The organism is Vibrio sp. MMH1-50 (assembly GCF_022347645.1).
Taxonomy (GTDB): Bacteria; Pseudomonadota; Gammaproteobacteria; order Enterobacterales; family Vibrionaceae; genus Vibrio; species Vibrio harveyi.
Genome location: NZ_JAKRGG010000003.1, coordinates 130,485 through 142,813, shown reverse-complemented (window position 1 = coordinate 142,813; position 12,329 = coordinate 130,485). Strand labels below are relative to the sequence as shown.

Below are 12,329 nucleotides of genomic sequence, written 5' to 3'. Positions count from 1 at the left end.
CGTCCGTGTAATAAAAACGCTATTTTGATAACTATAACTTTGAACATACCGTTATTAAAGCGTTTATCCACGTCTTCGCGTCAATAATACACGTAAGGTCAAAAAAACGACGCTTGGGTGAGTAAAACTGCCTATTTCTAAAACAAACAGATTTATTGATACATAACAGGTACTGGTATTACTCTATTGCGTAAGATAGACAACCTTATGACAAAGTAACGGATAATTAGCGTGTTAAACAAGATTCGCAGTCAACTAGTAAAGAACGCAGCATCAATTTTGCGATCTCCAGTCCAGTTATTGCCACAAACTGTTCAGAAAAAAGCCTTATTGGAAGGTTTGAAAATGGTGTTCAAAGAAGCCCTAGAAGATGGCGATTTTGAGTTCCTTGAAGACAAGTGGTTAAAAGTTGCGATTAAAGACTTGAACTTAGCATGGTACATCAGCTACCAAGATGAAAAATTAGTGGTAGCAGAGAAACCGGTTCAGGAAGATGTAAGCTTTAGTGGTAACCTTAACGACCTAGTACTTATTGCTGGTCGCAAAGAAGACCCTGATACGCTGTTCTTCCAACGTCGTCTTTCTATCGAGGGCGACACTGAGCTTGGCTTAGAAGTGAAAAACCTGATGGACAGTGTCGACTTAGAGCAGTTACCAAAAGCGATGCAAGTAGCACTGAACCAATTGGCTGACTTTGTTCAGAAAGGGGTTCAAGCACCTGCACAAGAAACCGGAGTAGCGAATGCTTATTCGAACTGAAGCCCCTGCGGACATTCTCACCATTGACCGCTTATTAAAACACGCTTTCCCAACGGATGCGGAAGCCAACCTAGTGATGCGTTTACGTGAAAACGGTAAGCTCACTCTGTCTTTGGTGGCATGTACCGATGAAGGTGAAGTGGTTGGTCACGCGTTGTTTAGCCCTGTGACGTTGAATGGTGAAGATTTGTCATGGCAAGGTCTTGCGCCTTTGGCTGTACATGAAGATTACCGCCGCCAAGGCATTGCCGCTGAGTTAATCAAAGAAGGCTTTGATTCACTGCGTGATTTTGGTTACCCAGTGTGTGTGGTATTGGGTGAGCCGGATTACTATGCGCGCCAAGGCTTTACAGCCAGCGAAGAGATGGGCTTCGACTGTGCGTGGGAAGTACCGCAAGGTGCGTTCCGTGTAGCAGAATTGGTCGAAGGTCAGTGTGACGGACGCTCTGGTCGTATCGATTATTCGCCAGAGTTTTCTGAGCTATAATCGCCAATATTGAATGACAAAGCCCGCTGAAAAAAGCGGGCTTTGTTTTTGAGCCGATTTTTTGACTGGCAAAAGAGGAAAGGTGGATTAATCCTGTTCTTGGACGCGTTTTTTACCCCAAACTTCGATTTTTGCCTTTTTACTCATGCCAGCAGCATTCAATGTCATGTTACCCCAGCTTTTGTATTCCATCTCTAAACGTTTGAATTTCGCATCTTCAGAACCCGGCAGTGTCCAAGCGCGTGTCGACATGCCTTTGGTCAGAGTGCCAACCATGGTTTTGAGTTTTTTCTCGCTGCCATCGGTCATGGTCACTTTCATGTTCTTAATACTCATGGTGCCTTGAGTGCACTTAATTTTGATCTTGCTGAATTTACGGTTTTGAAACAGACCGTTTGGCTCTACTGTGTCGGTTTCTGTTTGGAAGTTCACGGTTTTCTCTGCGATCAGCTCCCAACCATCGTTGCTATCCTTAGCGAATGCGGTAAAGCTGGTGGTGGCGATAAGTAACGTAATAGCGATTGATTGGAAAAGCTTCATAACACCTCTGACTTTAAATGCGAAATTTTGATAGGATTGCCTCGTTCAAATAGGTGACAAAAGATGTCAATTAACGAGAAACAATATTTACATGAAATGGGGATCAGCACTTGGGAGCTGAGTCACCCAGACAGGCTGGAAGGCTATCAATCGCCATTATTGGATTTGCAAAGTTCTTGTAAACTCCTATTGGTATCGCCAATGTGTCCAGAAAACGAGACAGCTTTGATGTTTGAGCGTGTTTTAAAAAGCATTAAGCTCACGCTTGACGACGCACTGCACCTAGAGCCTGAACGCTTATCCATGCTGGGTGAGCATCAACTAGAGTGGGTGTGGTTCGCAGGCTGTGAGGCAGATGCCAGCATCAATGCCAAGCAACTGACTTCACCGCTATTACAAGATATTGATGGCAACAACGAACAACGCCGTGCATTGTGGCAACAAATCTGTTCGTACTCTTAACGGAGCTAACGCGTGACAATTGAAATTACGCCGATGGGTGCGGAGCACCTTGACCAAGTTTGGCAAATCGAACAGCAAGCGCATTCTCACCCTTGGGCAGAATCTTTGGTTCGTGATTTATCCAGTCGCGGTGCTTGTCATCATGTGATGCTGGAAGGTACTCAGGTGGTGGGTTACTTCTATGGGCAGAATATTGTTGGGGAAGTGACGTTATTGAATATTGCCGTAGCGCCATCTCATCAAGGCAAAGGGCTTGGGCAAAAATTACTAGATGCGTTTATCGAATACTGCGAGCAAGCCAAAGCAGAAAGCGCTTGGTTGGAGGTACGTGAAAGCAACCACCCGGCAATCCATATTTATGAGCAAGCGGGTTTTAATGAAGTGGATCGTCGTTATAACTATTACCCAGCTAAAACGGGTAATGGGAAAGAAGATGCCATCATCATGAGCTACCTGTTTTTTAATGAGTAAGGTCTGTGGATAGCAAATAAATTGCACACACCTTAAGTTCATCGTCACATTAATAAGCCTCGGAATTCCCGAGGCTTTTTACTTTCTGGCATTTTACTTCATCCTTTTGACCGATTTGCCAAGCTTATTTTTGTTCGCTTTATTACCATGTAGGTTATAAGTTTATAAATTATATGAAACAAGATCTTGTCGGGAGGAAGAATTTACGATGCCGTATCCGCAAAAATTCGATACTCCTGTTGCTCAGTTGTTTGATGAGCAGAGTAGGGGAACTGTTCTAACAGTCTTAATGTTGGTGACCTTGGCGACATTTGTGCCACTTGGTATTAAAAATCTCCTGATTGGGGAGACATTCCTTGGGTGTGTTTTACTGGCTTTCCAACTGAGTTTCATTATTGAGTTTGCTGCATTGTTTATCCTTGGTGAAAGTAAAATTGGATATCGTATTCCACTGTTTTTGCTTTGGTTATCAGTGGTTTTAAGTGTGCATATCTTTGGCATCATCGCGACGTATTGGGTATTTCCGGTCATTGTGGCTTTGGTATTTATCATCCCGAGTAAAGATGCGTTGGTTACCAATGGGTGGATCATAGCTGGCTGTACATTCTCTGCTTGGTATCAACTTGAATGGAGCATCACTTTACGTTTTGTTGTTGCGGTAATTTGCTGCGCCATAGTTGCGCATGTGGCAGTGCATAAAATTGTTGAGTTGCAGGATAGGTTGAAGTTTCTTTCTACTAGAGACTCGATGACAGGTGCTCTTAATCGAGGGCAGTTAGAAGCTTTTCTTCTACGAGCCTTAGATGAAAAAAGAAGCGGTACCACCTCTTCAATAGCAGTCATTGATATTGACCATTTTAAACAGGTAAATGATTTGTACGGTCATGATGTTGGGGATGAGGTGATCAGTCAGATCGTTACAACGCTCAATGACTATTCAAGAGAGTACGATTTGCTGTTTCGATTGGGGGGAGATGAGTTCTTGATCTTGTTTGAAGGACTTTCCGATCAAACCGCGCAATTTATGATGAGTAGCATCAGCGATAAGGTGCGCGCCAAACATTATCCTCGTCATGCAAAAGTGTCTTTGAGTGTGGGCATTTCTGAGTGCTTGCTTGATGATGACACACCAGATCTTTGGCTAAAGCGTGCTGACATTGCTTTGTACGATGCAAAGCAAAATGGGCGGGACCAAATTGTAGTGGCTTCTACCATTGCTGCTGAAGTCGAATTGCTCGACTGGCAGGACGAAGCTCAACAACGTAGTTATCTATAAACTCGCGAGGACAAACTCACGAGGAAAGTTGCCCCTAAAGCAATAATAAGCGAGAATACCGCGCAATATTGAATCGAATAAAGCTTGTTTGAATTTCGAGCAAGTCATCAGACATCAAAGAAGACCAGTTTCATGTCAAATACACCTTTTCTAGGCGAAGTTTCTAAGCGTAGAACGTTCGCTATTATTTCTCACCCGGATGCGGGTAAAACCACCATTACTGAAAAAGTACTGTTATTCGGAAACGCGATCCAAAAAGCAGGTACGGTTAAAGGTCGTGGTAACGCACAGCACGCAAAATCAGACTGGATGGAAATGGAAAAGGAACGTGGTATCTCGGTTACTACTTCTGTAATGCAGTTCCCTTACAACGATTGTCTGGTAAACCTACTTGATACTCCTGGACACGAAGACTTCTCGGAAGATACTTACCGTACTCTAACGGCAGTTGACTCATGTCTGATGGTTATCGATGCAGCGAAAGGTGTTGAGGACCGTACTCGTAAACTAATGGAAGTTACACGTCTACGTGATACGCCAATCGTAACCTTCATGAACAAACTTGACCGTGACGTTCGTGATCCAATGGAAGTATTGGATGAAGTAGAAAACGAATTGGGCATGATGTGTGCGCCAATCACATGGCCAATCGGCTGTGGTAAAGAGTTTAAAGGTGTTTACCACATTCACCGTGACGAAACGATTCTGTACGAATCAGGTCATGGTCATGAGATCCAAGAAGTTCGCATCATCAAAGGTCTAGACAATCCAGAGCTAGACGAAAAAGTAGGTGAAAGCCTAGCAGAAAGCGTTCGTGAAGAGCTTGAACTTGTCATGGGCGCATGCCCTGAGTTTGACTTAGAGCTATTCCTAACGGGTGAACTAACGCCAGTTTACTTTGGTACGGCACTGGGTAACTTTGGTGTTGACCACATGCTAGACGGTCTGACGGAGTGGGCTCCTGCACCGAAAACGCGTCAAGCAGTTGAGCGTGATGTTGAAGCAACAGAAGACAAGTTCTCTGGTTTCGTATTTAAGATCCAAGCAAACATGGATCCAAAACACCGTGACCGTATTGCCTTCATGCGTATCGTATCGGGCACTTACACGCAAGGCATGAAGATGAACCACGTTCGTCTTGGCAAGCAAGTGAGTATTTCAGATGCGGTAACCTTTATGGCGGGTGACCGTTCTCGTGCAGAGCACGCTTACGCGGGTGACATCATTGGTCTACACAACCACGGCACTATCCAAATTGGTGACACTTTCACTCAAGGTGAAGCGCTGAAGTTCTCTGGTATTCCAAACTTTGCTCCGGAATTGTTCCGTCGTATTCGTCTAAAAGATCCATTGAAGCAGAAGCAGCTACTAAAAGGTCTGGTTCAGCTGTCTGAAGAAGGTGCGGTACAGGTATTCCGTCCATTGCAAAACAACGACCTTATCGTAGGTGCGGTTGGTGTACTTCAGTTTGACGTGGTTGTAGCTCGTTTGAAGTCAGAATACAACGTTGAAGCGATCTATGAAGGCGTTAACGTGGCAACTGCTCGTTGGGTTGAGTGTGGCGATGCGAAGAAACTGGATGAGTTCCAGCGTAAGAACCAAACGAACCTAGCATTGGACGGTGGCGATAACCTAACTTACATTGCACCGACCATGGTTAACCTAAACCTAGCGCAAGAGCGTTTCCCTGATATCGATTTCCGTGCGACACGTGAGCACTAATCGAATCTAACTCGCTTTACATCGCGTACTAGATTATAAGCCGCCGTTAGCTATACACTTAGTTAACGGCGGTTTTTTTATTTGGTTTGGAAAGAACTCTATGAGCTAAAAAAGGGTGTGCAATGAACTGGTTTAAAAAAGGACTTAAACGCTACGATGATTGGTGCAAAGAGATGGGACTAACACCCGATCAAAAGCGCAGTTGCGTGCCGTACAAACAAGACCCAGCTAATGAGCCATCTTCAACAAAGAAAGAAGAGCAAGAGAAGCCAAGTAATGAAACTATTTGATACTCATTGCCACTTTGACTTCGATGTCTTCCAAGATGACTTTGCATATCAAGTTGAGCTTGCGCGTGAGCAAGGAGTAGAGCGCATCCTTATTCCGTCTGTCGGGCCAAGTAATTGGACTCGCATTCAAGACCTCGCCAATCAATATTCTCATCTCTATTATGCACTGGGTTTTCATCCCTATTTTCTCCAACAAGAGTTTGAGCAATTTGCTCCAGAGTTGGAATCACTGCTTTCTTCTTCCAACCGGCAATGCGTTGCAATAGGAGAGTGCGGTTTGGACTTCGCTATCGAAGTGCCAGTTGAGCGACAAGAGCGCGCGCTTGAGTTGCAATTTGAGTTAGCAAAGCGGTTTGATTTACCGGTGATCCTGCACAGCCGCAAAGCGCACAATCGACTTATTCAGATGGTTAAAGCGGCACATTTACCAAAAGGTGGGGTGTTGCATGCGTTCTCAGGCAGCTACCAACAGGCGATGGAATGGGTTCGATTAGGCTTTTCGATTGGCGTCGGAGGCACCATTACGTATCCGAGAGCTAACAAAACTCGCGACGCAATTCAAAGATTACCCCTTGAACATCTCGTCTTAGAAACGGATGCCCCAGATATGCCTATACTTGGCTATCAGGGTGAGCCGAATCATCCCTCACAACTTATTCATGTTCTCAATGAATTGACTTCTTTACATAGCAAAAGCAAGCAATCGATTGCTTCTCAGCTGTGGGAAAATAGCAATTCTGCTTTCTTTATATGTGAATAAAATCTAAAGAAGCTGTTTAAAAGCGAAAACGTTTTCCTGCTTATTGTGAGTTGACTCACAAACGAGAGTGAATCAATGATGAATCTTATAAGAAAGTGTGAGGGTGGCATTACTTTAATTGATTCTGCATGAGTATAATTGCCCCCGCTTTATAGCTCCATTTTGTAACACGCCAACAAATAACTTATAAGGAAGTCATAAACTATGAGCCTGTTTATGAGCCTAGTCGGTATGGTAGTGCTTCTTGCTATCGCATTTGCATTTTCCAATAACCGTAAAGCTATCAATCTAAGAACTGTGGGTGGCGCATTTGCTATCCAATTCATCCTAGGTGCATTCGTTCTTTACGTACCTTGGGGCCGTGATCTACTAAACGGTTTCTCTACTGGTGTTTCTAACGTTATCAACTACGGTAACAACGGTTCATCATTCCTATTCGGTGGTCTTGTTTCTGACAAGATGTTCGAAGTATTCGGCGGCGGCGGCTTCATCTTCGCATTCCGCGTTCTTCCTACACTGATCTTCTTCTCAGCACTGATTTCAGTTCTTTACTACATTGGCGTAATGCAGTGGGTTATCAAGATTCTTGGTGGTGCACTACAAAAAGCGCTTGGCACTTCTCGTGCGGAATCAATGTCTGCAGCAGCTAACATTTTCGTAGGTCAAACTGAAGCACCTCTTGTTGTTCGTCCTTTCGTTCCAAAAATGACTCAATCTGAGCTATTTGCGGTAATGTGTGGTGGTCTAGCATCTGTAGCTGGTGGTGTACTAGCAGGTTACGCTTCAATGGGTGTACCTCTAGAGTACCTAGTAGCAGCATCATTCATGGCAGCACCAGGTGGTCTACTATTCGCTAAGATTCTTCACCCAGAGACTGATCAGCCTCACGAAGACATCGAAGAAGCAATGGACGGTGGCGACGACAAACCAGCTAACGTAATCGACGCAGCAGCGGGCGGTGCGGCTTCTGGTCTACAACTAGCACTAAACGTTGGTGCAATGCTAATCGCGTTCGTAGGTCTGATTGCGCTTGTTAACGGTATGCTAGGTGGCATCGGCGGTTGGTTCGGTATGCCTGAACTGACTCTAGAACTAATCCTAGGTTACGCGTTTTCTCCACTAGCATTCCTAATCGGTGTTCCTTGGGACGAAGCAGTTGTTGCTGGTTCATTCATCGGTCAGAAACTAGTTATTAACGAATTCGTTGCTTACTTGAACTTCACACCTTACCTAGGTGACAGCGCTCAAGTAGTTGCGGCAACTGGTGAAGTAATGTCTGAGAAGACTACAGCTATCATCTCATTCGCACTATGTGGCTTCGCGAACCTTTCTTCTATCGCGATTCTACTTGGTGGTCTAGGTAGCCTTGCACCAAACCGTCGTTCAGATATCGCTCGCATGGGTATTAAAGCAGTTCTTGCTGGTACGTTGTCTAACCTAATGGCAGCGACTATCGCAGGCTTCTGCCTTAGCCTTGCAGCATTTTAATTAGAATCGGTTCTTAATATATAGACGCCGTTTTAAACCATGCCCTGTAGCAAGAGATTGCTGCGGGGCATTTTTCGTTTTTTGGACCTGAAAACTTAACCGCACGTAGGTCTACGTGAGTGGCTTACGCAGTCGGTGGAATAGGGGCTGGAAAATTTTGAGATACAAACCGTTTGCGCTCTATTTGGTGCTACAGTTTTGCGGTGAATATCTATAATGTAGTAATCACGAGATCGTGGTTATGATAACCACTTAATCATAGAGTGAATATTACATACTCGATGGGCAAATGAATTGCCCTCAATATCAAATCAAACAAGCGTTTTATTGTTTGATGTGATATTAAAGACACCGCAATCATAGATTGTTGTGCCATAGGCCAAACTGGTACTGTGCGGTGACAAGGATAGCAATTGGCATATGACTTTTTCGCAGTATATGCCGAGTCTTCAGGGAACCAAGTCCGTTCATAAATAGACTGTTTAGCCAATTTCTCACACTGTCTCGACTTGTTGATTATAGTTAGAGAAGTGATGTGAGGCTGAGTAGTGAATTTTTTGAATATTGATCGGAGATAGAAATGAGCGATTTAAAAGCAGCAGCGCTACGTGCACTGAAACTTATGGACCTTACTACGCTAAATGATGATGACACTGATGCAAAAGTGATCTCACTATGTCATGACGCGAAATCTGCAGTAGGCAACACAGCTGCAATTTGTATTTACCCTCGCTTTATTCCTATTGCTAAGAAGACACTTCGTGAGCAAGGCTCGCCAGAAGTTCGTATCGCAACAGTAACGAACTTCCCACACGGTAACGACGATATTGAAATCGCTGTTGCTGAAACAAAAGCGGCTGTCGCTTACGGTGCAGACGAAGTTGACGTAGTTTTCCCATACCGCGCTCTAATGGCGGGTGATGAGAAAGTGGGCTTCGAGCTAGTTAAGCAATGTAAAGAAGCTTGTGGTGACATCCTTCTTAAAGTGATCATCGAAACTGGTGAACTTAAAGAAGAAGCGCTAATCAAGAAAGCATCTCAAATCTGTATTGAAGCAGGTGCTGACTTCATTAAAACTTCAACTGGTAAAGTGCCAGTAAACGCAACGCCTGAATACGCTCGCATGATGCTTGAAGTTATTCGTGACATGGGTGTTGCAGAAACTGTTGGTTTCAAACCAGCAGGTGGTGTGCGTACTGCTGAAGATGCAGCGGCATACCTAGCAATGGCTGACGAAATCCTAGGTGATAACTGGGTTGATGCTCGTCATTACCGTTTCGGTGCGTCTAGCCTGCTTACAAACCTACTAAATACATTAGAAGTATCGGACGAAGTCGCTGATCCAACAGCGTACTAATTCCAACAATACGTCTGAACGGTAGCACCAACTTTGGTGCTACCAAACCTCTTCTATCCTACTTATACCATGGCTCAAAATGAGCTTGGGAGGCACTAATGTATTTACCACAAGAAATTATCCGTAAAAAACGTGACGGCGAAGTTCTAACAGCCGACGAAATCAACTTCTTCATTCAAGGCGTAGCGAACAACAGTGTATCTGAAGGTCAGATCGCTGCATTTGCTATGACAATCTTCTTCAATGAAATGACGATGCCAGAACGTATCGCACTAACGTGTGCAATGCGTGATTCAGGTATGGTTATCGATTGGAGCCACATGAACTTTGGTGGTCCAATTGTCGATAAGCACTCTACCGGTGGTGTGGGTGACGTAACTTCTCTAATGCTTGGTCCAATGGTGGCTGCATGTGGTGGTTTCGTACCAATGATCTCTGGTCGTGGTCTTGGCCATACTGGCGGTACGTTGGATAAGCTTGAGTCTATCCCTGGCTACAACATCACGCCAACAAACGATGTATTCGGCCAAGTGACCAAAGATGCTGGTGTGGCTATCATCGGTCAAACGGGTGATCTTGCTCCTGCGGATAAGCGTGTTTACGCGACTCGCGATATCACGGCTACTGTAGACAACATTTCACTAATCACGGCGTCGATTTTATCGAAGAAGCTTGCTGCTGGTCTTGAATCTCTAGTGATGGACGTAAAAGTTGGCTCTGGTGCATTCATGCCAACTTATGAAGCGTCTGAAGAGCTAGCAAAATCAATCGTTGCGGTAGCAAACGGTGCAGGCACTAAGACAACCGCTATCCTAACGGACATGAACCAAGTCTTGGCGTCTTCTGCGGGTAACGCAGTGGAAGTACGTGAAGCGGTTCGCTTCCTAACAGGTGAATACCGTAACCCACGTCTACTTGAAGTAACAATGGCGTCATGTGCAGAAATGCTGGTACTTGGCAAACTTGCTGAGAACACAGAAGACGCACGTGCAAAACTGATGGAAGCGCTAGACAACGGCAAAGCTGCTGAGTGCTTCGGTAAGATGGTTGCTGGTCTAGGTGGTCCTGCGGACTTCGTAGAAAACTACGATAACTACCTAGAAAAAGCAGAAATTATTAAACCTGTATACGCAACAGAAACTGGCGTTGTATCTGCGATGGACACTCGTGCTATCGGCATGGCTGTTGTTTCAATGGGCGGCGGTCGTCGCGTTGCGACAGATGAAATCGACTACGCAGTTGGTTTCGATAACTTCATCCGTCTAGGTGAAGTAGCAGATAGCGATAAACCTCTTGCGGTTATTCATGCTCGTACTGAAGAGCAATGGGAAGAAGCCGCTAAAGCACTTCGCAGTGCAATCACTGTAGGTGGTGAGTACACACCAACTCCAGAGGTTTACCGTCAAATCCGTGCAGAAGATCTTTAATCGAATAAGTAATTACACAAGGCCTACTCAACCATAATAAGAAGCCGAGTGGGCCTAAGGAACGAGCAATGAAAAGAGCATTTATTTTAGTACTAGACTCATTCGGCATCGGCGCAGCTGCAGATGCAGAACAATTTGGTGATGTAGGTTCAGACACATTAGGTCATATTGCAGACCAGTGTGAGCAAGGCTTAGCAGATAACGATCAACGTAAAGGCGCACTTCGTCTTCCAAACCTATCTAAGTTAGGTTTGGCAATGGCACACAAAGAGTCAACAGGTCGCTTCGCACCTGGCCTAGACGCAGATGCAGAAATCATTGGTGCGTACGGTCACGCAGCAGAGCTTTCTTCAGGTAAAGATACTCCATCTGGTCACTGGGAAATCGCTGGTGTGCCTGTTCTGTTTGATTGGGGTTACTTCACTGACAAAGCAAACAGCTTCCCGAAAGAACTGACTGACCGCATTCTTGAGCGTGCGGGTTTAGACGGTTTCCTAGGTAACTGCCACGCATCTGGTACTCAAGTATTGGATGACCTTGGTGAAGAGCACATGAAGACTGGCAAACCAATCTTCTACACGTCTGCTGACTCTGTATTCCAAATCGCATGTCACGAAGAGACTTTCGGTCTAGACCGTCTACTAGAGCTTTGCCAAATCGCACGTGAAGAGCTAGAAGATTACAACATCGGTCGTGTTATTGCGCGTCCTTTCATTGGTCCTGGTAAAGGTCAATTTGAACGTACAGGTAACCGTCGTGACCTTTCTGTTGAGCCACCATCAGCAACTGTTCTTCAGAAGCTAGTTGATGAGAAGCAAGGTGATGTGGTTTCTATCGGTAAGATCGCTGATATTTACGCGAACTGCGGCATCACTAAGAAAGTGAAAGCGACAGGTATCCCTGCATTGTTCGAAGCAACACTAGAGCAAATCAAAGAAGCGGGTGACAACACTATCGTATTCACTAACTTTGTAGACTTCGACTCAGCGTACGGTCACCGTCGTGACGTAGCGGGTTATGCTGCGGCACTTGAGTATTTCGATGGTCGTATCAACGAAGTGCTAGAGCTAATGGAAGAAGACGATGTTCTTATCCTAACGGCAGACCACGGTTGTGATCCAACATGGCCTGGTACTGACCATACTCGTGAGCACATCCCAGTGATTGTTTATGGTAAGAAAGTACCAGCGGGCTCACTAGGTCGTCGTGATAGCTTTGCAGATATCGGTCAAACATTGGCAAGTTACTTCGGTACATCACCAATGGACTACGGTAAGAACTTCCTATAAT

The 12,329-nt window shown here is 45.0% G+C and carries 13 protein-coding genes; 12 read left to right on the top strand and 1 reads right to left on the bottom strand.

What is annotated here, in order from left to right; all coding sequences use genetic code 11:
• Positions 1-231: 231 nt before the first annotated feature.
• Together ubiT and MHO32_RS03990 are read left to right on the top strand one after the other, a co-directional pair.
• Positions 232-759 carry a ubiquinone anaerobic biosynthesis accessory factor UbiT gene (gene ubiT / locus MHO32_RS03995; protein ID WP_005431915.1) on the top strand — a complete coding sequence of 176 codons (528 nt, stop codon included), beginning with the start codon at positions 232-234 and terminating at the stop codon, positions 757-759.
• Complete coding sequence (locus tag MHO32_RS03990; RefSeq protein ID WP_038898002.1) at positions 743-1,246, top strand: GNAT family N-acetyltransferase; 504 nt, start codon at positions 743-745, stop codon at positions 1,244-1,246. The genes ubiT and MHO32_RS03990 overlap by 17 nt, the downstream gene beginning before the upstream one ends.
• A gap of 87 nt (positions 1,247-1,333) precedes the next feature.
• Here the strand turns inward: MHO32_RS03990 and MHO32_RS03985 are convergent, their stop codons facing one another.
• Positions 1,334-1,786, bottom strand: coding sequence for a hypothetical protein (locus MHO32_RS03985; protein WP_005449133.1), 453 nt, complete (start codon positions 1,784-1,786; stop codon positions 1,334-1,336).
• A gap of 63 nt (positions 1,787-1,849) precedes the next feature.
• Between MHO32_RS03985 and MHO32_RS03980 the strand changes: the two genes are divergently transcribed.
• From MHO32_RS03980 to MHO32_RS03935, 10 genes are all read left to right on the top strand, one after another.
• Positions 1,850-2,248: a DNA polymerase III subunit psi gene (locus MHO32_RS03980; RefSeq protein ID WP_239210700.1), complete on the top strand. Its 399-nt coding sequence runs from the start codon at positions 1,850-1,852 to the stop codon at positions 2,246-2,248.
• Positions 2,249-2,260: 12 nt separating this feature from the next.
• Positions 2,261-2,719 carry a ribosomal protein S18-alanine N-acetyltransferase gene (rimI, locus tag MHO32_RS03975; RefSeq protein WP_017189163.1) on the top strand — a complete coding sequence of 153 codons (459 nt, stop codon included), beginning with the start codon at positions 2,261-2,263 and terminating at the stop codon, positions 2,717-2,719.
• 208 nt (positions 2,720-2,927) lie between these two features.
• Positions 2,928-3,995, top strand: a complete 1,068-nt coding sequence (locus MHO32_RS03970) for a GGDEF domain-containing protein (protein WP_009698716.1) — start codon at positions 2,928-2,930, stop codon at positions 3,993-3,995.
• Between the two features lie 132 nt (positions 3,996-4,127).
• Positions 4,128-5,717, top strand: a complete 1,590-nt coding sequence (gene prfC, locus MHO32_RS03965) for a peptide chain release factor 3 (protein WP_005449129.1) — start codon at positions 4,128-4,130, stop codon at positions 5,715-5,717.
• 122 nt (positions 5,718-5,839) lie between these two features.
• Positions 5,840-6,007: a DUF5363 family protein gene (locus MHO32_RS03960; RefSeq protein ID WP_005449128.1), complete on the top strand. Its 168-nt coding sequence runs from the start codon at positions 5,840-5,842 to the stop codon at positions 6,005-6,007.
• Positions 5,994-6,767 (top strand): TatD family hydrolase, encoded by a 774-nt coding sequence (locus tag MHO32_RS03955; RefSeq protein WP_017817703.1) that lies wholly within the window; start codon positions 5,994-5,996, stop codon positions 6,765-6,767. The genes MHO32_RS03960 and MHO32_RS03955 overlap by 14 nt, the downstream gene beginning before the upstream one ends.
• Before the next feature lie 204 nt (positions 6,768-6,971).
• Entirely contained in the window at positions 6,972-8,255 is a 1,284-nt protein-coding gene (locus tag MHO32_RS03950; protein ID WP_005449124.1) for a NupC/NupG family nucleoside CNT transporter, read from the top strand.
• A gap of 580 nt (positions 8,256-8,835) precedes the next feature.
• Positions 8,836-9,612 (top strand): deoxyribose-phosphate aldolase, encoded by a 777-nt coding sequence (deoC, locus tag MHO32_RS03945; protein ID WP_239210698.1) that lies wholly within the window; start codon positions 8,836-8,838, stop codon positions 9,610-9,612.
• A gap of 98 nt (positions 9,613-9,710) precedes the next feature.
• Positions 9,711-11,039: a thymidine phosphorylase gene (gene deoA, locus MHO32_RS03940; protein WP_005449121.1), complete on the top strand. Its 1,329-nt coding sequence runs from the start codon at positions 9,711-9,713 to the stop codon at positions 11,037-11,039.
• A 68-nt stretch (positions 11,040-11,107) separates the two neighbouring features.
• A complete protein-coding gene (locus MHO32_RS03935; protein ID WP_239210691.1) occupies positions 11,108-12,328 on the top strand; it encodes a phosphopentomutase in 1,221 nt (406 codons plus the stop codon).
• Position 12,329: the final 1 nt, after the last annotated feature.

Coding starts and splice junctions, on each gene's coding strand:
- MHO32_RS03935 (WP_239210691.1), top strand. CDS start 11,108: ATGAAAAGAGCATTTATTTTAGTACTAGACTCATTCGGCATCGGCGCA.
- prfC (WP_005449129.1), top strand. CDS start 4,128: ATGTCAAATACACCTTTTCTAGGCGAAGTTTCTAAGCGTAGAACGTTC.
- MHO32_RS03955 (WP_017817703.1), top strand. CDS start 5,994: ATGAAACTATTTGATACTCATTGCCACTTTGACTTCGATGTCTTCCAA.
- deoC (WP_239210698.1), top strand. CDS start 8,836: ATGAGCGATTTAAAAGCAGCAGCGCTACGTGCACTGAAACTTATGGAC.
- MHO32_RS03950 (WP_005449124.1), top strand. CDS start 6,972: ATGAGCCTGTTTATGAGCCTAGTCGGTATGGTAGTGCTTCTTGCTATC.
- MHO32_RS03990 (WP_038898002.1), top strand. CDS start 743: ATGCTTATTCGAACTGAAGCCCCTGCGGACATTCTCACCATTGACCGC.
- MHO32_RS03985 (WP_005449133.1), bottom strand. CDS start 1,786: ATGAAGCTTTTCCAATCAATCGCTATTACGTTACTTATCGCCACCACC.
- MHO32_RS03960 (WP_005449128.1), top strand. CDS start 5,840: ATGAACTGGTTTAAAAAAGGACTTAAACGCTACGATGATTGGTGCAAA.
- deoA (WP_005449121.1), top strand. CDS start 9,711: ATGTATTTACCACAAGAAATTATCCGTAAAAAACGTGACGGCGAAGTT.
- MHO32_RS03980 (WP_239210700.1), top strand. CDS start 1,850: ATGTCAATTAACGAGAAACAATATTTACATGAAATGGGGATCAGCACT.
- MHO32_RS03970 (WP_009698716.1), top strand. CDS start 2,928: ATGCCGTATCCGCAAAAATTCGATACTCCTGTTGCTCAGTTGTTTGAT.